This is a genomic window from Streptomyces sp. HUAS TT7, assembly GCF_051550175.1.
GTDB lineage: Bacteria > Actinomycetota > Actinomycetes > Streptomycetales > Streptomycetaceae > Streptomyces.
Window position 1 is genome coordinate 396,770 of sequence record NZ_CP196175.1, and the last position, 19,647, is coordinate 416,416.

Sequence of the window (19,647 nt, forward strand, 5' to 3'; positions counted from 1 at the left end):
AAACTGACTCAAAGCCAATGGATATGAGCTCCTCAACCCGCTCCGCGACATCCCCAAAGGCCACGGAACCAGATATTCCGGGCGGCGAGTTTCGATACTCCTAAAGGATGAGTAAGGTGTGGATCGCTGTCGGTGAACCTGCGTAAGAGCTCGGACTCCGGCGTAATTCCGCATGGCTGGAATTCGTAGGGCGCAGGGCGTCGTCTGCGGGGACGGGGAGAGGATCGTGGCTGCCGGCTCGTTCGAGGGACACTATGTGTGGCATCCGGCGGCCGACGATCGCGAGCTGGCACGCGCGTGCACGGACGTCCGGGCGGGGCGCTACCTCGGCGCCCACAACGTCCTCGAAGAGACGCGCGGGGACTACGAGTTGAGGGCCCACCGGTCCCTCGTGCTGGCCTCGGAAGCGGCCGACTCGGACCTCGCGGAACGCTGGATGGCCGAGGAACCCGGCCCGGAAGCAGCCCTGTTGGGAGCGCGCGTGGCGATGATCCGCGCACTGCGCATGGCCGACGCCGGGGACGCGCGGGCCGATGCCCTGCTGCGCATAGCTCAGGCGGCCTGTATGCGGGCGGCGCGCCTGCTGCCCCAGGACCCGACCCCGTGGGTGGCCCAACTGGCCCTGGCCCGCATCGACGGGCCCCGCGATCCCGCCCCGCGGGGACTGCTCACCGCGCCGCCCGGCCCCTGGCAGATGTTCGCCCATGTGCTGCGGCTCGACCCCTGGCACCGCGAGGCCCATCACCGGTTTCTGGCCTGCTTCTTCACGCGTCACGGCGGCTCGGCGAGCGCCCGGTGGGACGTCGCCTCGTTCCTCAGCCACCGTGCGCCCGCCACCTCCGCGCTGCGGCTCCTGCCGTTGGTCGCCCTCGTCGAGGACTACGACCCGAACGTCCTCCTCGCGGACCACACCTGGCAACAGCCGCAATGGGCCGCGACCATCCTCGGCATTTACCACAACTGGTTTCCCCAGACGGCCAGTTACCGTTTCACGCCTGTTCTCGATCTGGCTTATCTGGCGCACGCCCTATTCATGGCGAAGCGTGAATTCGAAGCGCGGGAAGTCCTCACGGCCATGGGTCCGTACGCCTCACGCATGCCCTGGAGCGCGTTCGGCGATCCCGGGGAACAGCTGACCAGGGCCAGGAGGTCCTGCGGACTCCCGACCCCCGCCCCGGCCTGACCACGACCGCCCCCCCAGACCCGCCCGCGCGGCCTACGCGTCTTTTCACCCCCAAGGAAAGGTTGCCACTGTGTCCGAGCGCACGTCCCGCACCCGCTCGCCGATCCGAGACCGGGAATCATCCGTGGCACTCGACGACGATGCCACGCTCCACGCGATGGGATATCCGCGGAAACTCACCCGGAGATTTCACGCCTTCGACAATTTCGCCATATCCTTCACCATCATCAACATCATCTCCGGAATCTTCTCCGCATTCGGTTTCGGAATGGGTGCGGGCGGTCCCCGTATTCTCGTCTTCGGCTGGATCGGCGTCTCGGTCATGGTGCTGTTCGTGGGCGCCGCGATGGGCGAAATCGCGTCCGCCTACCCGACCAGCGGCGCCCTGTACTTCTCCGCGGGCAAGCTCGCCAAGCGTCATCGTGGCGCCTGGTCCTGGTACACGGGGTGGCTGAACTTCGTCGGCCAGGTCGGCGGCACGGCCGCGACCAACTACGCCGCCGCCACCTTCATCCAGGCGTTCATCGGGATGCAGTGGTCGTCGTACGAGCCCACGCAGCAGCAGACGGTCGGCATCGCGACGGCGATCCTGCTGGTCCAGGCGCTCGCCAACACCTACACCGTGCAGCTGGTCGCCCTGGTGAACCGGATCTCCGTGTGGTGGCTCCTGGTCGGCATGGTGGTGATCGTCGTCGCCCTGACCGTGAAGCCCTCCTCGCACCAGCCGGCCTCGTTCGCGACGCACTTCGTCAACGGCACCGGGTTCAGCAACGGCCTGTACGCCGCGATGCTGGGCCTCCTCGTCACGAGCTGGACGTTCACCGGCTTCGACGGCAGCTTCCATATGTCCGAGGAGACGGTGAAGGCCACCGTGAACACGCCCAAGGGCATCATGCGCGCGATCATCTACTCGGCGCTCGCCGGCCTCGTCCTCATGCTCGCCCTGGTGTACGCGATCCGCGACTACGAGGCCGAGCTCCAGGCGTCGGCGCCGCCCGTGCAGATCCTTGTCGACGCGCTCGGCGCGGGCACCGCCAAGCTGCTCCTGCTGATCGTGATCGGGGCCATGCTGTTCTGCGGCCTGGCCAACATGACCAGCAACACCCGCCAGATCTTCGCCTTTTCGCGGGACGGGGCGATGCCGGGGTCGCGCTGGTGGCACTCGGTGTCGCTGCGCACCCGCACGCCCGTGAAGGCGGTGTGGCTCGCCGCGGCCTGTGCGCTCGTGCTGATCATTCCGGCCTTGTGGTCGCACACCGCCTTCACCGCCATCGTCAGCGTCAACGTGGTCGGCCTGTACCTGGCGTACGGGGTGCCCATCTTCCTGCGGCTGCGGCTGAGCCACTTCGAGCCCGGCCCCTGGAACCTGGGGCGCTTCGGCAAGCCGGTGGCGGCGATCGCCGTGGTCTGGATCGGGCTCAGCAGCGTGCTGTTCATGCTGCCCCAGGCCTCCCCCATCACCTCCGACAACTTCAACTACGCGCCGATCGCCCTGGGCGCGGTCCTGCTCATCGCCACCGTCTGGTGGTTCGCCACCGCCCGTCGGCGCTTCCAGGGGCCGGTCAGCTACGGCAGCCCCGACGAGGTGGCGGCGATGGACCTCATCTGACGCAGCGTCATATCAGGCGTCGGGTACCCAACTGCCGTGGAAACCAAGGGGTACCCGGCCCGGCAGATGGATGCGGGCGACCGGCTCGCCGGTGAAGTCCTGAGCGGCCAGGATCACCAGGTCGCTCGCACCCCGCTCCGGGTTGTGGACGTAGGCGAGCGCGTATCCGTCGTCCTCGGCCGCCTTGTGGCCGTCCGTGTCGCGGGGCACGAACACGGCTTCGCCCGCGGCCGCCGCCTTCGGCAGCCGGTGCACCTCGGAGGTGCCGCGCAGCAGGTCCTGCTTGATCAGGGCGCTGCTGAACGCCTTGTCCGGCGGCACCCCGTCGACCGTCTCGTACGCGGCGAAGAAGTCGGCGGCGGCCGCGGAGTAGCCGTACCGGTGGCGCCTGGACACCGTCGCCTCGTTGACGCGTGGGAACTCCTGGGGCCGGTCGTCGATCCGCCGCTGGTGGACACGGCCGTGCTCCAGGTCGATCGTCCAGCGGTCGAGCGCGGGCGTCCCGGTCGCGGCCGGGCCACCGGAGCCGCGCCCGGCGACGAAGAAGGCGGCGGGGTAGGTAGTGAGGTCCATGATCACCGCCGCCCCCTCGTCGTACGCGTTGAGCGTGTGCGAGTAGAAGACGGGGTCCACGTCGAACCAGCGGACCGGACCGCCCTCGCGCGGCATGACCCCGACCCGCGCCGCATGATGGTCGTCCCACACATACGGCACGGGCGCGCCGCTCCGGGCCGCCTCCGGATCGAAGGAGACCGGGATGTCGATGACGACGACATGCCGTTCGGTGAGCCCGAAGTCGTGCACCATCGAGCCGGCGGGCATGGGGATCCGGGTCGTCCTGGCCACCCGCCCGGTGCGGTCCACGACGATGTGGCGGACGTGGTCCCAGGTCGGGTAGTACGCGATGGCGTGCAGCTCGTCCGCGTGGGCGTCGTACTTGGTGTGCGCGGCGAAGGCCCCGCGCAGCGTGCCCCGGAAGTCGTACGGGCGCAGCGTGTCGAGCTCGCCGTCGAGCTCGTACGGCAGCGGCCCGCTCTCCTGCGTCGCGAGGATGCGTCCCTTGTACGGGATCACATGGGTGTTGCAGGCGAAGTCGTCCTCGGGCACCGGCCCCGGGTGCTTCTCCCTCAGTTTCTCGGCGACGGCGGCCGAGCGGATCCAGCGGTTGCGGTACCACTCGGCGCGGCCGTTCCTGAGGCGGACGCCGTGCACCATGCCGGGGCCGATCATCCAGTGGTGGGCCCGCGGGTCCTCGATGCCGAAGGCGTTGGGCCCGTTGCGCAGATAACGGCCGTTCAGCTCGCGCGGGATGCGGCCGGTGACGGGCAGCGAGAACGCCGTCAGCTCTTCCGTCACCGGCGCGAAGACGCCTTCGAAGAAGGGGCTGCCGCCCGGGGCCGCGGAGGCAGCCGGGGCCATGGCTGCCGCCGGCCTGCCACCCAGCGCCATCGCCCCTCCCGCCAGCGCGATCGCCGCCGTGCCCCGCAGCACGTTCCGCCGAGTGTGAACGGTCATCGCCGAGCCCCCTGCCTTCTGTTCTCGCCGTACGGATCTGTCGCTCACGATCCTGGGGCAGAAGCCGGGGCCGGGTCAGGAGGCCTGGGGCCCGGACAGAGGTGGTGCCAGGCCCCCGGGTGCCAGGTGGTTGCAACCCGCTTGCAACCACCCGCATGGTGAGGTGTGACTGCCGGATCGCGCACCATGGCCCGTAGGAGCGAGGGAGACGATGACGCCCGCAGACCAACCGGAACCGACACCGGCGACAATGGACTCACGAACAGTCGAACTCACCGTCGCGGCCATCGAGTTGATCCGCAAGCTGCGCTCGACGCACGGTCCGCTGATGTTCCATCAGTCGGGCGGCTGCTGTGACGGCAGCGCGCCGATGTGCTACCCGGAGGGCGAGTTCCGTACCGGCGGCTCGGACGTTCTGCTCGCCTCCCTCGCGGTGGAAGGTGTCGACGAACGCATACCGTTCTGGATGTCGACGAGCCAGTACGAGCTCTGGCGGCACACCCGGCTGATCGTCGACGTGGTGGAGGGCCGGGGCAGCGGGTTCTCGCTCGAAGCGCCGGAAGGGGTGCGGTTCCTCATCCGGTCGCGGCTGATCTGAGACCCGCCGCCGGGACCTCAGCCCCGGTCGCGTACGGCCACGATGCCGTTGATGACACCTATGTACGCGGGGCCGTCGGGGCTGGTGGTGATCGGCGCCCAGTTGTTGTCGTACGCGGGGCCGGTTCCGGGCTCACACCCGAAAGCCGACCCCCCAAGGGTCACTGAGCAAGCCGCCGCTCAAGTGGGGTCCGGAAGCTCGGTTTGATGCGCACAGAGCCGAAGAACGCGGCAACCCGCTCCGCCTCGGCCTCGATCGCCGCCCGCGCCTCCCGCCCCACCCGCGCCCCCGCAAGGACCTCCGTGACGATCGACCCGTCACCCCGCTGGGCCCACCCACCCACAACCCGCCCGTTCCACCACACACTCGGCCCGATGTTCCCGTTCGTGTCGAAGAGCTCGGTCGTGTGATCGGCATCGAGGTACCAGTCACGATGCCGCCAGCCCATCGGGGTGGGGTCGAGGGCGGGTAGGAGCGCCGCCCAGGGCTCGGGCTCGGCAGGGGGTTCGAGGTGGGCGGGCAGCGCGTGCCCCGGACCGGCGTCGAGGTCGACCTCGACCGCGTCGGTGCGGGCAAGGGCCTTGCGGGTGTCGGTCAGCGTCCACCCCGTCCACCACTTGACGTCCTCCGTGGTGGCGGGCCCGAACACCGTCAGGTACCGCACCGCGAGCTCCGCCTTGGCCTCGTCGACGGGCAGGTCGGGGTGCGGTTCGGCGGGGATCCAGCGGTACTGGCTGGAGGCCCACGTGCCGAGCGGCCGGCCGCGCCGGATGCGGCTCTCGGCGGCCATCATGCCGAGGAATCGGCTGGTGATGCGGGGCCGGGCCTCGTACGGCTTGCCCTCGGACTGGACGATCTGCGACTTCAAGTCGGGTACGTCGTCGGCGAGTTGGGCTGCGGTGGCCTCGCCGCGCCGCTCGAGCGCGGCCAGCACGGCGGCCTCGGTCGCGGCGAACCAGCGTTCGTCGAAACCGAGCTGTTCCTGGATGACCTTGGCGAGGTTCCTGCGTTCGCGGGCCGCCACCGCGCGGGCGGTCGACGCGTCCACGACGGGGGCGAGCTCACGCGGCACCACGAACATGGTGCGCCGCATGCACAGCATCCGGACCAGCGTGTGGTCCTCGTACAGCGCGCGCTCCAGGTCCGCCACGGAGGGGTCCTTCAGCCGGGCGGCGACGCTGAGGTACACGGACGCGGGATCCGTGGCGTGCAGGCCGAGCACCGCCTCGGCGACCGCCTCCGGGGTACGTGCGCGGGCAGCGGGGGTGAGTAGGTGGCGGGCGCCGAGGCGGGCGCGCCGCTCCTCGGCGGTGATCTTCCTGCGGGCCTTGGTCATGGCTTGAGGCTACCGACCACACCTGCCGTCGCGTTGAGGCCGTCCTGGATGGAGGTCGCCATGCTCGTACCGGCCAGGAAGAAACCGAGCAGGGTGCAGACGATCGCGTGCGAGGGCTTGAGCCCGCCGCTCCGCAGGAAGATCACCGCGAGCACCACCAGCAACAGGACCACCGAGATCGACACAGCCATGACGAGCCTCCTCCGCCGCGCCGGAATCGCGGCACTCGGGCGTCAGTGTGGCGGAGGAGGCACTGTTCACCGGCTCAAGACATGTCCGCCGTACGGGTGTTGACTGCGCGTGATCCCGCTACTCGCCGTGGGCGCGGAGGAAGGCTTCGAGTCCGGCGAGGTCGTCGGTGTTGAACCAGTCGATCCCGGCGGCGTACAGCTCGCGCCACAGGGCGTCGCGTTCGGGCCCGGCGACGTCCGGGGTCGCCCAGAACCTCAGCCGCTGGCGGCCCGCGTGGGTGCGGGCCACCAGGTCACGCAGCAGGGCGCGTTCGGCGGCGGGGAAGGGTCCGGCGCCGGTCCAGGTGAAGTGGCCGGTCCAGGCCTCGCTGATCAGCGGGATGAAGGAGGCGGTGGCGGCCGTCCCGAGGTCGTCGAGCCGCCCGTCGTAGAAGGCGTACCGCACCTGCTGCGCCTCCATGGGCGTGCGGGCGCCCCGGTCGCCGGAGACGACCGCGGTGATGGCGCTGGTGCGCACCCGGCCGTGCGCGTACGAGCTGAAGAGGTGGCGGTACGGGCCGAGGTGCCGGTCGAGTTCGAGGTAGGTGGCCGCGCCCTCGGTCTTGATGTCGATGAGCAGCTGGAGCGGATGGCGATAACCGCGGTACACCGAGCCGTGGTTGGCCCGGATCAGCTTGCGCAGCGGGTCGAGGTAGAGGGATTCGAGGGTGCGGCTCGGGTCGAGCTCGCTCGGGTCGTGGCCGACCAGGAGCTGACCGTCGACGAGGAAGATGTCGGCCTCGACGCTGGTGAAGCCGTGCGCGAGGGCGTCGAAGAGGGGGTGGGTGTGCTCGTAGTCGTTGTGCGCGTGGGTTCTGCGCAGGGGGCTGGGGCCGGAGGGGTGCCCGGCCGCGCGGGCGGTGCCGGCCAGGGCGGGCACGGCGACGGCCGCGGCGAGGGCGGCGACGGCACTGCGGCGGGTGAGGTGGGCCATGGGTGCGCTCCCGGGGAACGAGGGACGGACGCGACCGAGTATGCGTCCGCCCGCTCTCAACTTGCGTTCGGCTGCACAGAGTTGGCCGGTCCTTCGCCTCGCCGTCGCGCGCCGGTCAGGTCGGCGGCGAGGCTTCCCAGCTGACCGTGCGGTCGCACCAGCGGTCGAGGAGGACCTGGTCGTGGCCGACGGCCAGCAAGGACGCCTGCGTCTCGCGGCGGTAGTTCTCGACCGCCGCGACCAGCGCGGCCGTCGTCGAGGCGTCCAGCATCGCGGTCATCTCGTCGCAGATCAGCAGGCGCGGGCGCAGCACCAACGCCCGCGCCAGGCAGGCCCGTTGGAGCTGTCCGTCGCTGACCTCGTGGGCGCTGCGGGTCAAGAGGTCGCCGCCGAGGCCGACCGCGTGGGCCAGCGCGTCCACGCGCTCGCGGATCTCGATCCGCCGGCCGGTCGCCTTCAACGGCTCGGCGATCAGGTCGCGCAGCCGCAGTCTCGGGTCGGCGGAGAGCCGGGGCGACTGGAAGACGACGCCCACGGTGGTGCGCAGGGCGCGCGGGGCGCGGTGGCGGTAGTCGGTGACGGCGGTGCCGTCCAGGACGACCGTCCCGGCGTCGGGGCGGTGCAGCAGGGCGGCGACCCTGGCCAGGGTGGACTTGCCGCAGCCGCTGGGGCCGAGCAGGCCGACCGCCTCGCCGCGGGACACGGCCAGGCTCACATCGCGTACGACGGGCTTGCCCCGCTCGTAGCCGGCTGTGATGTTGCTGAGCTCAAGCACGGCTGGGGTCCTCCGTGTGGGCGTGGTGGCAGGCGGCTCGGCCGTCGAACCGCGGCTGGGTGCCGCAGAGCGCGTCGGCCAGGTCGCAGCGGGGTGCGAACGCGCACCCCGCCGGGAGGTCCCCCAGTTCCGGCGGCATACCGGGGATGGGCTGGAAGGACCGTTCCGGCAGGGCATCGAGCAGACCACGAGCGTACGGGTGAAGGGGACCCGGCTCGCCGAAGAACCTGGTGGCGTCGGCGAGTTCGACGATCCGCCCGGCGTACATCACGGCGACCCGGTCCGCGATCCGGGCGGCCGCCGCGAGGTCGTGCGTGATCATCAGCAGGGCGCGGCCCTCGTCCACGGTGCGGCGCAGTTCGTCGGCCGTGCGCTCGACCAGTGCGCGGTCGAGCCCCGTCGTCGGCTCGTCGGCGAGCAGCAGGGGTGCGTCGCCGACGAGGGCGAGGGCGGTCGCCGCGCGCTGGGCGAGCCCGCCGGACAGTTCGTGCGGGTAGCGGTCGAGGTGGTCCGCCGGGAAGGCGGCCCGCCCGGCAGCGGCCTGCGCGGCGGCGCGCAGCTCCTTGCGCGGGACAGGCGTCAACTCCCTTACAGTCTCGGCCAGTTGACTGTGCACGGTGCGCACGGGGGTCAGATGAGCGGCCGGGCTCTGCGGTACGAGGCCGATGCGCCGGCCCCGTACCGTGCGGGCGAGCAGCCGCTCGTCGGCGGTGATCAGGTCCGTGCCGTCGTCGAGCAGCGCCGCACCCTCGGATTCGGCGTTGGCGGGCAGCAGGCCGAGCAGCGCGGAGGCGAGCACGGACTTTCCGCAGCCGCTCTCGCCGACGAGCGCGAGGCACTCCCCCGCCGCCAGGTCGAAGGAGGCATCGGTGACGGCGGCGATGTGCCCGCCGCCCCGCGTCCGGAAGCGTACGGAGAGGTTCCGTACGGACAGGGTCGCGTTGACGGTCCCGGTGGTCACAGCATCAGCTCCGATCGACGGCGCGGACTGAGCCGTTCGCGCCAGGCTCCGGCCAGGCCCGCGACGGCGAGCGTCGGCAGGATCAGGAGGAGCCCTGGGAACAGGGTCGGCCACCAGTCCCCCGCGAGCAGCGAGCCGCGCGCGCTCTGGACGAGGTTGCCGAGGCTGGCCTGGTGGGCGGGCAGACCGAGGCCCAGGAAGGACAGGGCGGACTCGTGCCACATGGCGTGCGGCACCATGAGAACGGCGGCAAGACCGGCCTGCGGCAACACACCGGGCAGCAGATGACGGACCGTCACCCGCCACCGCGAGGCGCCGCCCGAGATCGCCGCGTCGATGAACGGGCGCGAGCGCAGCGACAGGATCTCGGAGCGGACGATGCGGGCCGTCGACAGCCAGTGCGTCAGCGCGACCGACACCACGACCGGCCACACTCCGGGGCGGAACATCGCCACGACGAAGATGCCGAGCAGCAGGTGCGGTACGGACGAGCAGGTGTCGACGAGCCGCATGACGACCCGGTCGGTCCAGCCGCCGAAGGCCCCGGCGACCGCGCCGACCGCCGTGCCGATGAGGGTTGCGGCGAGCGCGGCGACGGCGCCCACCAGCAGCGAAACGCGCAGGCCGTACACACAGCGGAGCAGCAGGTCGCGGCCCACGTCGTCGGTGCCGAACGGGTGGGCCCAGGACGGGGGTCGGAGCTTCTGAGCGAGGTCCACGGCCTGTTCGTCGAGCTGGGCCAGGGGCGGCACAAGGACGACGGCGAGCACGACGACGGCCATGATGATCACCGAGGTGCGGACCCGCAGGGTGCGGGTGGACCGGCCAAGGGCCTTTTTCTGCGGGCTCGGGCGGGCGTCAGCCATCGAATCCCACCCTCGGGTCGGCGAGCCCGTACAGGAGGTCGGAGAGCAGGTTGCCGAGGAGGACGGCGGCGGTCGCGAGCACCGTGAGGGCGGCGAGCAGCGGGAAGTCGACGGAGGTCGCGGCCTGCACGGTGGCGGCGGCGATGCCGGGCCAGCTGAAGACCGTCTCGACGAGCAGCGCGCCGGTGATCAGTTCGGGGACGCGGGAGCCGATCAGGGTCAGCATGGGGAGCATGCCGGAGCGCAGGGCGTGGCCCGTCAGGACGGTGCGTTCGGCGAGGCCGCGGGCCCGCGCCCCGCGCACCGGGTCCTCGTCCAGCGCGTCGCCGACGCCTTGGCGTACGTACAGGAAGAACCAGGGCAGTTGGGACAGGCCGAGCACGCCTGCCGGGAGCAGGAGGTGGCTGATGACCTGGCCGGAGGTGACCGTGTCGCTCGCGGTGTCGGTGAGGCCCCCGGCCGGCAGCGTGCCGAGTTTGAGCGCGAAGAACCAGATGGCGAGCAGGCCGAGCCAGAAGGCGGGGGCGGCTTCGAGGGTGTAGGCGGCGGAGCTGACGCAGCGGTCGAGCCAGCCGCCGCGGCGGCGCGCGGCGAGCACGCCGAACGCGGTGCCGAGCAGGATCGCGACGGCGAACGCTGCGGTGGCGAGCAGCGCCGACCAGCCGATGCGTTCGGCGATGACGTCGGCGACGGGCTGGCGCAGCACGCTGGAGTCGCCGAGGTCGCCGGTGAGGGCCGAGGTCAGCCATTCCCACCAGCGCTGGACGAGCGGCTGGTCCACGCCGAGGTTGGCGCGCAGCTGGTCCAACTCGGCCTGGGAGGCGGTGAGTCCGGCGGTTCCCGCGTACGCCTTGACGGGGTCGAAGGGGGATGCGGCGGCGACGGCGAAGACGCCGAAGGTGACGGCGAGCAGGACGGGGGCGGCGGACAGGATCCGCCGCCCCGTCATGCGGCCCATCGCCCCCCACGGGAGGCGGCGGCTCACTTCTTCGGGGTCCACTTCTCGACGTCCCACCAGGGGCCGGACGCGAGCCCGTGGTCGTGCGGTTCGACCTGCGTGGAAAGACCGGCCCACTTGTCGTTGACGACGTACAGGTGGTCGATGTGGGTGAGGAAGGTGTAGCCCGGGTTCTTCACGAGCTCGCGCTGAATGGTGTCGTACGCGGTCTTGCGGACGGCCTGGTCGCCGCTCTTGCGGGCATCCTCCAGGGCCCTGTCGACGGTGTCGTTGGCGTACGAGGCCATGTTGTTGAAGCCGTCGCCCGCGAGCGAGGACTTGAGCAGGTTGTACTGGTCGAAGTCGGGGTCGCCGGGCGAGCCGCCGCCCGCGAGGACCGCGTCCTGCTTCATGCGGGGCTCGATGACCTCCCAGGTGCCGGACTGGGTGGTGACGGCGATGCCCGCCTTCTTGGCGTCGGAGGCGAACGCGAGGGCGTGGTCCTGGCGGAGCTTGTCGCCGGAGAGGTACCAGAGCGGGAAGGCGGCCTTGACGCCGTCCTTCTCGCGGATGCCGTCGGCGCCCGGCTTCCAGCCCGCGTCGTCGAGGATCTTCTGGGCCTTGCCGAGGTCGTGGGCGCGCTCGGTGCCGGCGGCGAACCACGGGCTGCCGGTCGGCACCGGGCCGTAGGCCGGCTTGCCCGCGCCTTCCAGGATGCGGTCGACCATGGCCGTGCGGTCGACGGCGAGGTCGAGAGCCTGGCGCACCGCGGTGTCACCGGCGACCTTGTTGCCGGTGGGCAGGGTGACGTTGCGGTAGTCGTACGTCTTCGCGGCGTACGTCTTCTTGCCCCCGTCCCCCTTGAACGTCTTGGCGAGGTTGGGCGGCAGGATCGCGCCGTCGAGGTCGCCGGCGCGCAGCCGGGTCGCGCGGACGTCGTCGTCCTTGGTGATCGCCATCGTGAACTTCTTCACGGCGGGCGCGCCGCCCCAGTAGGAGGGGTTCGCCGAGAAGGTGATCTTCTCGCCCTTCGACCACTTGGTGAGCGTGTACGGGCCGGTGCCGACGGGCGCGCTGGAGAAGGCGCCCGAGTTGACGTCCTGCTGGGCCGCGACGTGTTCGGGGACGACGGGCAGCACGGTCCGCTCGGCGAACGGGGCGTAGGGGTACTTGAGGGTGAAGACCACCGTGTCGTCGCCCTTGGCCTCGACGGACTTCACCGCGTCGAGCTCGCCCTTGGACGGGTTGTTGGTCTTCGGGTCGAGGATCTTCGTGTAGGTGAACACGACGTCCTTGGCCGAGAACGGCTTGCCGTCGCTGAACTTCACGCCCTGCCGCAGCTTGTATGTGTAGGTCAGCCGGTCCGCGCTCACCTCAGGCAGCGCGGTGGCGAGGGCGGGCCGCAACTTCATGTCGGCGTCGAAGGTGAGCAGCCCGTCGAAGAGCTTGGAGTTGCCGTCCTTGCCGTAGCCGAGGAGCGGGCTGAGCGTCTCGGGCTCGTAGGCGATGCCGACGACCGCGGAGTCCTTCTTGCCGCCCCCGGCCGCCCCACCACCCGGATGGGAGCAGGCGGCCGTGCCGACGGCGAGAGCCCCGGCCAGTACCGCGGCGGCCGCGGCACGTATGGAACGGGCGGTCATGCGGCCCACACCCCTTGCTGAAGATCAACTGCTATTGCGAACAAATCGCAATTAAACCCGCATGCAAAGGAGTGGTCAAAAGCGGTCGGCCCCGGTCCGCGCGGGTGACGCGGACGGGGGCCGTAACAAATGGGGGCGGGGGCGGCTACTCGCCGGTCGCGCCGTCGATGGCCTCGCGGAGCAGATCGGCGTGACCGTTGTGGCGGGCGTACTCCTCGATCATGTGCGTGAGGATGTAGCGCAGCGAGATGGTCTCACTACGGAACTCCACTGTGTCGTCAAGGGAGTTGAAGGCGTCGGCCGCGGACCGGGAGTCCTCGCACGCGGCCCGCCAGGCGGCGAACGCCTCGTCGACGTCGGCGTCCGCGACATGGAACTCGCCGAACTCGCCGTCGGCGGTGCGGGGCCAGTAGGACGTGAGCCGCTCGCCGTTCAGGACCAGCCGGAACCAGCTCCGCTCGACCTCGACGGCGTGCCGGACCAGGCCGAGCAGGGTGAGCCCCGAGGTCGGCACGGCCTTCCGTTTGAGCTGTTCCGCACTCAGGCCGGCGCACTTCCAGGCGAGGGTTTCACGCTGGTGGTCGAGGAACGCGGTCAGCGAGGTGCGGTCGTCGGCCGTCTTGGCGGGTTCGGTGCGCTGCTGATCACTCATCGGCCGATGATGCCAAGGCGCGAGGGAGCCGGTGCTCGCCGTCCGCAGGGTGGACTGCCGGGTGTTCCCCCGCCCTCCTGCGGACGGGCGAACACCCGGCTCGCCGTCAGGGTGCCTGAAGATCGACCAGTTCGGCGATCGCCGACCGGTGCTCCCCGGCCGAACCGAGCGCGATCTGCGCCGACTTGGCGCGCTTCAGGTAGAGGTGGGCCGGGTGCTCCCACGTCATGCCGATGCCGCCGTGCAGTTGCACGCACTCCTCGGCGGCGTGCACGGCGACCCGGGCGCAGTACGCCTGGGCGACCGCCACCGCGAGCGGCGCGTCGGGGCTGCCGGTGGCGAGCGCGTCGGCCGCATTGCGGGCGGCGGCCCGCGCCGAGACGACCTCCAGCCAGAGCTGCGCCATCCGGTGCTTGAGCGCCTGGAAGGAGCCGACCGGCCGGTTGAACTGCTTGCGCTCGCGGGTGTACGTCACCGTCTCGGTCAGGCACCACTCGGCGACGCCCAGTTGCTCGGAGGCGAGCAGCCCGGCCCCGGCCAGCAGGCCCCGGCGCACGGCGGCGAGCGCCGTCTCCGCGTCGGCGAGCCGCGTGCCGGTGACGCCGTCGAGGGTGACGGCGGCCAGCGGGCGGGTCAGGTCGAGCGGGGTGAGCGGGGTGACCGCGACATCGGTGGCGTCGACGGCGTACAGGCCCTCGCCGGTCGGCACGAGCAGCACGTCGGCGGTGGCCGCGTCGGCGACGGCGCTGACGGTCCCGGCGAGCCTTTCGGGCAGCCGCACCGAGTGCGGGCCCGCCGAGAACGGCACGACGAGGGCCGCGGTCCGGTGCCCGGACGCCAACTCCCCCAGCAGGGAGGCGACTTCGTCCGCTTCGGGATCCAGCGCGAGGAGGACCTCGGTGGCGACGACGGCACTGGTGAGGTACGGCACCGGCGCCACCGCGCGGCCGATCTCCTCCAGGACGACCGCGGCCTCGCGGTGCGAGGCGCCCTGTCCGCCGAGCTTCTCGGGGACGAGCAGCCCCGCGAGGTCCATCCCGGCGCCGAGCGAGCGCCACAGCTCCGGGTCGTACGGGGTGTCCGACTCGGCGCGGGCGAGCGCGGACGGGGTGTCGGTGCGGTCGGCGAGCAGGGAGCGCACGGCCGCCCTGAGGTCGTCCTCGTCCTCCGAGTACAGCAGGTCAGGGGTGGCTTCCGCCTCGGTCTGCGCTGTCATCGGGCCAGGTCCTTCCAGGCGACGTCCTTGTCGTTGCGCGGCTCGGCGGGCAGGCCGAGGACGCGTTCGGCGACGATGTTCAGGAGCACTTCGCTCGTGCCGCCCTCGATGGAGTTGCCCTTCGAGCGGAGGTAGCGGTATCCGGCGTCGCGGCCGGTGAAGTCGACGAGTTCGGGCCGGCGCATGGTCCAGTCCGAATACAACAGGCCGTCCTGGCCCAGGAGTTCGACCTCCAGGCCGCTGATCTCCTGGTTGAGCCGGGCGAACGCGAGCTTCATGCCGGAGCCCTCGGGACCGGGCTGGCCCGCGACGAGCTGCTGGCGCAGCCGCTCGCCGGTGAGGCGGGCGACCTCGGCCTCGACCCACAGGGTGAGCAGGCGCTGGTGCAGATCGTGGGTGCGCAGCTCGGGCCGGTCGCGCCAGGCGCGGGCGACGGGGCCGATCATGCCGCCCTCGCGCGGGATGCGCATGCCGCCGATGGAGACCCGCTCGTTCATGAGGGTGGTCTGGGCGACCTTCCAGCCCTCACCGATCTCCCCGAGCCGGTGGGCGTCGGGAATGCGCACACCGGTGAGGAACACCTCGTTGAACTCGGCCTCGCCGGTGATCTGGCGCAGCGGCCGCACCTCGACCCCGGGGTCGGTCATGTCGCAGATGAAGTAGCTGATGCCCTGGTGCTTGGGCAGGCCCGGGTCGGTGCGGGCGATGAGGATGGCCCAGCGGGCGAGGTGGGCGCTGGACGTCCACACCTTCTGCCCGTCGACCACCCAGCCGTCTCCGTCGCGTACGGCACGGGTACCGAGCGCCGCGAGGTCGGAGCCCGCGCCGGGCTCGCTGAACAGCTGGCACCAGACCTCCTCGCCCACCCACAGCGGGCGCAGGAAGCGCCGCTTCTGCTCCTCGGTGCCGTACTTGAGGACGGTCGGCGCGGCCATGCCGAGGCCGATGCCGATCCGGCGGGGGTCGTTGTCGGGCGCTCCGGCGGCGGCGAGCTCGGCGTCGACGACGGCCTGCAGCGAGCGCGGCACGTCGAGGCCGCCGAGGCCGACCGGGTAGTGCACCCAGGCGAGCCCGGCGTCGAAGCGGGCCTTGAGGAAGTCGAGGGGCTCGGTGGTGGCGGGTGGGTGCGCGGCGAGCAACTCGCGGGTACGGGTGCGGAGTTCGGCAGCGTCGGTCATCGGGCGGCTCCGTCCGGTACGACGACCACGCGGCCGGTGGTCGTGCCGTCGGCGACGCGCTGCACGGCGGCAGCGGCGTCCTTCAGCGGGACCCGCTCGCTGATCAGCGGCTTGATCGCACCCTCGGCGGCGAGCTTGGTCAGCTGCTCGTGGCAGCGCGCGATCGAGGCCGGGTCCTTCTGCGCGTACAGGCCCCAGTGCAGCCCGACGATCGAGTAGTTCTTCACCAGCGCGTGGTTGAGCGCGGGAGCGGGAACGGATCCGCTCGCGAATCCGACGATCACGATCCGGCCCTCGAAGGCGACGCACTTGGCGGACTTGGCGTACGCGTCGCCGCCGACCGGGTCGAAGATGACATCGGCGCCGCGCCCGCCGGTGGCTTCCTTGACGGCGGCCACGATGTCGTCGGTGCGCCGGTCGATGACCAGATCACACCCCAACTCCCGTGCCACATCGGCCTTTTCGGGTCCGCCGACGACACCGATGACACGCGCCCCGGCAGCCTTGCCGAGCTGCACGGCCGCGCTGCCCACTCCCCCGGCGGCGGCGTGCACGAGCAGCGTCTCGCCCTCCTGGAGATGGGCCCGGCGGTGCAGTCCGAACACGCCGGTCTGGTAGCCGATGTGCAGGGCCGCGGCCTCGGCGTCGTCCAGGGCCTCGGGCGCGGGCAGCAGGGCCGCCTCGTCGGCGACGACGTACTCGGCGAGCCCGCCGTACGGCAGTGCCGGGTTGGCGATCACCCGGCGGCCGTCCTCGGTCTCACCGCAGATCTCCACGCCCGGCGTGAAGGGAAGCGGCGGGCGGATCTGGTACTGGCCCCGGCAGAGCAGCGCGTCCGGGAAGTTGATGTTCGCGGCGCGCACCCTCACCAGCACCTGGCCCGGGCCCGGCACGGGCCGGTCCACCTCTTCGAGCCGCATCACCTCGCCCGGCTCGCCGTTCTCGTGCACTCGCCATGCCTGCATTCGGGGCCTCCACACGCTGGGCGCGATACGGCTGCGTACCGCTGAGTACGTTCCACTGCTCGCGGGCATACTAAGCGGTCGCTTGCCCTATTGGGAACAGCCCGGCGGATCGGCCCCGCTCCCGATGTGCGGACATACCCCCCTGCCACTGGCCCTGCCCGTTCGGCCGGGCCTTTTCTGCCCTTGCGTCCCTGGCCTCGGCCGTCACTCACCGGCTAAGCAGGAAGAGATCGCGTTTCACTCGGGAAGAGGCCCTCTTGCACGACCACGACCACGTCAGGACGACCGGATCAGAAGCCGGCCGCCCCTCCGCCCGCAGGCCATCGGCGGAGAGTGGCACACCGCTCCAGAACCTGCTCGCCCTCCAGAGCGGTGCCGGAAACAAGGCCGTCGTGCAGATGCTGCGCGAGGCCGGGCACGCCAGTGCGCAGGAGCGGCACCAGCACGGCGCAGGCTGCGGCCACCAGCAGGACACGCAGGCCTCGGTTCAGCGCTCCGCCGTGCATGACGTGCTGCGCTCGGGCGGCCGACCGCTCGACAGCGCGACCCGTACGGACATGGAGTCGCGGCTCGGCGCGGACTTCTCGGACGTGCGCATCCACAACGACAGCGCCGCCAGGGCCTCGGCGGCGGAGGTCGGCGCCCGCGCTTACACCTCGGGCAGCCATGTCGTGATCGGCGACGGCGGCGCCGACAAGCACACCCTGGCCCACGAACTGACCCACGTCATCCAGCAGCGGCAAGGTCCGGTCGCGGGCACGGACAACGGCTCGGGACTCAAGGTCTCCGACCCGTCCGACCGGTTCGAGAGGGAAGCCGAGGCCAACGCGACGCGGGCGATGTCCGGCGCGCCGGTGCAGCGGGCCGGACAGGAGCACACGCAGGACGGCGCGGCTGCCGCCGGAGCGGGTGCGCGGGCCGGGACCCCGCAGACGGCGGCGGTGCAGCGGATCATCAGAATCACCCCGGGGATGTACGAACGGGGTCTCGACAGCGGTGCCCTGACGCTGCCTCAGCTCAAGGAGTACTTCTTCTTCGCGGTCCGGGACGACGCGATGCGCGCCGCGAAGGTGCAGGGCAAGGGCAGCCCGATCGCGAACGCCCTGAAGGCCCTGGTGAACAGCCTGAAGAGCGCCACCGCCGACCCTGTGGCGGTGCGCGCCGAGATGGACGCCCTGGTGACAGACGTGAACACCGTCCTGCAGGGCGAGGAGGCGTACCTCGACGACTACACCTCCACCGTCGAGGGAACCCGGCACGTCCCCGGCCCCGGTGTGGGCACGGTGCCGAACTCGATGACCCGGTACAGCCAGGAGGGCGACAAGGGGTACCAGTACGCGCATTCGCGGAAGACGGCGGACCAGCTGGAGGAACCGCGCTGGCCCGATGAGGAGACCATGCACCGTCAGGTGGCCGCGGAGCTCGGTCCGCACGCGGCCCCGGTCGAAGGGGATCCGCGCCCGCGGACCCACGGCGAACGGGCGCTCAAGCAGCTCGACTGGCAGCAGGCCCAGAACCTGCTGCCCCGCCCGCTGCTGAACCTGATCTTCGATGTGCGCTACCAGCTGGAGGCGGACGCAGGCTCTCCGGTGGTCGTCGACGAACGCACCCCCGAGCAGCAGCGGCGCAAGGACAAGAGCCCCTCCGCCCCGGGCACGCTGCGCAGCTGGCACCAGGACGACAGCGGCAAGCTCCCGGCCAACGGCTTCGACGCCGACGCGATTCCGGCCCATGCCACGGCCCTGCACAACCACTACGCCACGGCCTCGCAGTCGGGTGCCGGCTCGTCGGTGCAGAACGCCGCAACCGCTCCGCGCGGCTTCGCCGAGTACACCGGTGCGGGAAGCCGGGGTGTGCACGACGTGAAGGTGGTCCTGGACTACATCCAGAAGCGGGTCTACCTCACCCTGACGCACTATCAGTACTGGGCGCTGGTCCCGCAGGAGGGCGGCTACACGTTCTGGCCGTCGGGCACCCAGGACCAGGAACAGGCGCTGGGCAATCTCAAGAACCAGCCGAACGGCGCCCAGGGCGTCCTGATGAGCCCCTGGCTGGAGGTTCTCGTCTCCTGAATCCCCGCACGGCCATGGCGGTTTGGCGCGGCAGCCGGTAGGGATGCGCCATGACGGACGACGCCGCACGGCCCCCACGTCCCGCGCACCCCGGGCTGCCCGCACCTCCCCCGCTCGGCGCGTGCGCGCTGCCGCCCGGGACGTACGAGGGCAGCCTGGTGCTGGTGACCGGGGGCGGGTCGGGGCTCGGCAAGGCGATGGCCGCCGAGTTCGCGCGGCTCGGCGCCGATCTCATGATCGTGGGCCGCTCGGCGGACCGGCTCAAAGCCGCCGAGCAGGAGCTGGCCGGGTTCGGCGGGCGGGTGGCGGCCGCGGTGTGCGACATCAGGGAGCCGGAGCGGATCGCCGAGGTCTTCGACGCGGCCGAGGCGGCGCTCGGCGTCCCGGCCGTCCTGGTGAACAACGCCGCCGCCAACTTCCCCTCTCCGGCCGAGGACTTGTCGCCGAACGCCTGGCGGGCGGTCCTGGACATCACCTTGACCGGAACGTGGTTCATGACCCGCGAGTTCGCCCGTCGCCACCTCGCGGCCGGTACCCCCGGCTCGGTGATCAGCATCGGCGCCTCGTACGCCTGGACGGGCGGCCCGGGTCACGCCCATTCGGCGGCGGCGAAGGCGGGCGTGCGCAATCTCGTCGAGACGCTGGCCGTGGAGTGGGGCCCGTACGGCATCCAGGTCAACGGCCTGGTGCCCGGCCTGATGCCGCACCCGGATCTGCCGGAGGCGATCCGGGCCGGCCTCGACCGGGCCGCCGATGACGGCGAACTGGCCCTGCGCCAGCCCGCGTTGCGGGTGGGACTGCCGCGTGAGCTCGGCTGGGCGGCCACCTTCCTCGCCTCCCCCTACGCCCGCTTCATCAGCGGTCACACGCTGGTGGTGGACGGGGCGAACTGGCAGCGCCGGGCGCTGGTGACGCCGCCGGTGAGCAGCGTGCGGGAACAACTGGGGCGCGGGCCGTTCGGGGAGTAGGGCACCCCATGA

At 71.5% G+C, this 19,647-nt stretch carries 19 protein-coding genes; 5 read left to right on the top strand and 14 right to left on the bottom strand.

The features are described 5' to 3' along the window. Window positions 1-226 precede the first annotated feature (226 nt). A complete protein-coding gene (locus ACSHXC_RS01925) occupies window positions 227-1,183 on the top strand; it encodes a hypothetical protein (protein WP_438289827.1) in 957 nt (318 codons plus the stop codon). A 157-nt stretch (window positions 1,184-1,340) separates the two neighbouring features. After that, entirely contained in the window at window positions 1,341-2,792 is a 1,452-nt protein-coding gene (locus ACSHXC_RS01930) for an amino acid permease (protein WP_438296396.1), read from the top strand. A 12-nt stretch (window positions 2,793-2,804) separates the two neighbouring features. Here ACSHXC_RS01930 and ACSHXC_RS01935 read toward each other — a convergent pair whose 3' ends face one another. Beyond that, window positions 2,805-4,307, bottom strand: coding sequence for a carotenoid oxygenase family protein (locus tag ACSHXC_RS01935; RefSeq protein ID WP_438289828.1), 1,503 nt, complete (start codon window positions 4,305-4,307; stop codon window positions 2,805-2,807). Window positions 4,308-4,557: 250 nt separating this feature from the next. On the opposite strand from ACSHXC_RS01935, the gene ACSHXC_RS01940 reads away from it, so the two are divergent. Continuing rightward, window positions 4,558-4,905 (top strand): DUF779 domain-containing protein, encoded by a 348-nt coding sequence (locus tag ACSHXC_RS01940; protein ID WP_438289829.1) that lies wholly within the window; start codon window positions 4,558-4,560, stop codon window positions 4,903-4,905. A 17-nt stretch (window positions 4,906-4,922) separates the two neighbouring features. Here the strand turns inward: ACSHXC_RS01940 and ACSHXC_RS01945 are convergent, their stop codons facing one another. From ACSHXC_RS01945 to ACSHXC_RS02005, 13 genes are all read right to left on the bottom strand, one after another. Beyond that, a complete protein-coding gene (locus tag ACSHXC_RS01945; protein WP_438297096.1) occupies window positions 4,923-5,069 on the bottom strand; it encodes a hypothetical protein in 147 nt (48 codons plus the stop codon). Further along, complete coding sequence (locus tag ACSHXC_RS01950; protein ID WP_438289830.1) at window positions 5,066-6,241, bottom strand: winged helix DNA-binding domain-containing protein; 1,176 nt, start codon at window positions 6,239-6,241, stop codon at window positions 5,066-5,068. Before ACSHXC_RS01950 ends, ACSHXC_RS01945 begins: the two co-directional genes overlap by 4 nt. After that, on the bottom strand, window positions 6,238-6,432 hold the full coding sequence (locus ACSHXC_RS01955) for a hypothetical protein (RefSeq protein WP_438289831.1): 195 nt from the start codon (window positions 6,430-6,432) through the stop codon (window positions 6,238-6,240). Before ACSHXC_RS01955 ends, ACSHXC_RS01950 begins: the two co-directional genes overlap by 4 nt. A 118-nt stretch (window positions 6,433-6,550) precedes the next feature. Continuing rightward, complete coding sequence (locus tag ACSHXC_RS01960; protein WP_438289832.1) at window positions 6,551-7,405, bottom strand: phosphatidylinositol-specific phospholipase C/glycerophosphodiester phosphodiesterase family protein; 855 nt, start codon at window positions 7,403-7,405, stop codon at window positions 6,551-6,553. Window positions 7,406-7,520: 115 nt separating this feature from the next. Beyond that, window positions 7,521-8,180, bottom strand: coding sequence for an ABC transporter ATP-binding protein (locus ACSHXC_RS01965; protein ID WP_438289833.1), 660 nt, complete (start codon window positions 8,178-8,180; stop codon window positions 7,521-7,523). Then, complete coding sequence (locus tag ACSHXC_RS01970; RefSeq protein WP_438289834.1) at window positions 8,173-9,141, bottom strand: ABC transporter ATP-binding protein; 969 nt, start codon at window positions 9,139-9,141, stop codon at window positions 8,173-8,175. The genes ACSHXC_RS01965 and ACSHXC_RS01970 overlap by 8 nt, the downstream gene beginning before the upstream one ends. Further along, window positions 9,138-10,007: an ABC transporter permease gene (locus ACSHXC_RS01975; RefSeq protein ID WP_438289835.1), complete on the bottom strand. Its 870-nt coding sequence runs from the start codon at window positions 10,005-10,007 to the stop codon at window positions 9,138-9,140. The genes ACSHXC_RS01970 and ACSHXC_RS01975 overlap by 4 nt, the downstream gene beginning before the upstream one ends. Further along, a complete protein-coding gene (locus ACSHXC_RS01980) occupies window positions 10,000-10,965 on the bottom strand; it encodes an ABC transporter permease (protein WP_438296398.1) in 966 nt (321 codons plus the stop codon). Before ACSHXC_RS01980 ends, ACSHXC_RS01975 begins: the two co-directional genes overlap by 8 nt. A gap of 23 nt (window positions 10,966-10,988) precedes the next feature. Next, a complete protein-coding gene (locus ACSHXC_RS01985) occupies window positions 10,989-12,584 on the bottom strand; it encodes an ABC transporter substrate-binding protein (RefSeq protein ID WP_438289836.1) in 1,596 nt (531 codons plus the stop codon). 145 nt (window positions 12,585-12,729) lie between these two features. Continuing rightward, window positions 12,730-13,236, bottom strand: a complete 507-nt coding sequence (locus ACSHXC_RS01990) for a DinB family protein (RefSeq protein WP_438289837.1) — start codon at window positions 13,234-13,236, stop codon at window positions 12,730-12,732. A gap of 106 nt (window positions 13,237-13,342) precedes the next feature. Next, complete coding sequence (locus ACSHXC_RS01995; RefSeq protein WP_438289838.1) at window positions 13,343-14,452, bottom strand: acyl-CoA dehydrogenase family protein; 1,110 nt, start codon at window positions 14,450-14,452, stop codon at window positions 13,343-13,345. Next, on the bottom strand, window positions 14,449-15,630 hold the full coding sequence (locus ACSHXC_RS02000) for an acyl-CoA dehydrogenase family protein (protein WP_438289839.1): 1,182 nt from the start codon (window positions 15,628-15,630) through the stop codon (window positions 14,449-14,451). The genes ACSHXC_RS01995 and ACSHXC_RS02000 overlap by 4 nt, the downstream gene beginning before the upstream one ends. Beyond that, a complete protein-coding gene (locus ACSHXC_RS02005) occupies window positions 15,627-16,595 on the bottom strand; it encodes an NADPH:quinone oxidoreductase family protein (protein ID WP_438289840.1) in 969 nt (322 codons plus the stop codon). Before ACSHXC_RS02005 ends, ACSHXC_RS02000 begins: the two co-directional genes overlap by 4 nt. Window positions 16,596-16,993: 398 nt before the next feature. On the opposite strand from ACSHXC_RS02005, the gene ACSHXC_RS02010 reads away from it, so the two are divergent. After that, on the top strand, window positions 16,994-18,667 hold the full coding sequence (locus ACSHXC_RS02010) for an eCIS core domain-containing protein (protein ID WP_438296400.1): 1,674 nt from the start codon (window positions 16,994-16,996) through the stop codon (window positions 18,665-18,667). Window positions 18,668-18,717: 50 nt separating this feature from the next. Next, the gene (locus tag ACSHXC_RS02015) at window positions 18,718-19,635 is read left to right on the top strand and encodes an SDR family oxidoreductase (protein WP_438289841.1); all 918 of its coding nucleotides are present in this window, start codon (window positions 18,718-18,720) and stop codon (window positions 19,633-19,635) included. The last annotated feature ends 12 nt before the right edge of the window (window positions 19,636-19,647 follow it).

What these genes read in the sequence shown, in the direction of transcription:
- ACSHXC_RS01930 (WP_438296396.1), top strand. Translation starts at nt 1,341, where the DNA reads ATGGGATATCCGCGGAAACTCACCCGGAGATTTCACGCCTTCGACAAT.
- ACSHXC_RS01935 (WP_438289828.1), bottom strand. Translation starts at nt 4,307, where the DNA reads ATGACCGTTCACACTCGGCGGAACGTGCTGCGGGGCACGGCGGCGATC.
- ACSHXC_RS01940 (WP_438289829.1), top strand. Translation starts at nt 4,558, where the DNA reads ATGGACTCACGAACAGTCGAACTCACCGTCGCGGCCATCGAGTTGATC.
- ACSHXC_RS01950 (WP_438289830.1), bottom strand. Translation starts at nt 6,241, where the DNA reads ATGACCAAGGCCCGCAGGAAGATCACCGCCGAGGAGCGGCGCGCCCGC.
- ACSHXC_RS01955 (WP_438289831.1), bottom strand. Translation starts at nt 6,432, where the DNA reads ATGGCTGTGTCGATCTCGGTGGTCCTGTTGCTGGTGGTGCTCGCGGTG.
- ACSHXC_RS01960 (WP_438289832.1), bottom strand. Translation starts at nt 7,405, where the DNA reads ATGGCCCACCTCACCCGCCGCAGTGCCGTCGCCGCCCTCGCCGCGGCC.
- ACSHXC_RS01975 (WP_438289835.1), bottom strand. Translation starts at nt 10,007, where the DNA reads ATGGCTGACGCCCGCCCGAGCCCGCAGAAAAAGGCCCTTGGCCGGTCC.
- ACSHXC_RS01980 (WP_438296398.1), bottom strand. Translation starts at nt 10,965, where the DNA reads ATGGGCCGCATGACGGGGCGGCGGATCCTGTCCGCCGCCCCCGTCCTG.
- ACSHXC_RS01985 (WP_438289836.1), bottom strand. Translation starts at nt 12,584, where the DNA reads ATGACCGCCCGTTCCATACGTGCCGCGGCCGCCGCGGTACTGGCCGGG.
- ACSHXC_RS01990 (WP_438289837.1), bottom strand. Translation starts at nt 13,236, where the DNA reads ATGAGTGATCAGCAGCGCACCGAACCCGCCAAGACGGCCGACGACCGC.
- ACSHXC_RS01995 (WP_438289838.1), bottom strand. Translation starts at nt 14,452, where the DNA reads ATGACAGCGCAGACCGAGGCGGAAGCCACCCCTGACCTGCTGTACTCG.
- ACSHXC_RS02000 (WP_438289839.1), bottom strand. Translation starts at nt 15,630, where the DNA reads ATGACCGACGCTGCCGAACTCCGCACCCGTACCCGCGAGTTGCTCGCC.
- ACSHXC_RS02005 (WP_438289840.1), bottom strand. Translation starts at nt 16,595, where the DNA reads ATGCAGGCATGGCGAGTGCACGAGAACGGCGAGCCGGGCGAGGTGATG.
- ACSHXC_RS02010 (WP_438296400.1), top strand. Translation starts at nt 16,994, where the DNA reads ATGCTGCGCGAGGCCGGGCACGCCAGTGCGCAGGAGCGGCACCAGCAC.
- ACSHXC_RS02015 (WP_438289841.1), top strand. Translation starts at nt 18,718, where the DNA reads ATGACGGACGACGCCGCACGGCCCCCACGTCCCGCGCACCCCGGGCTG.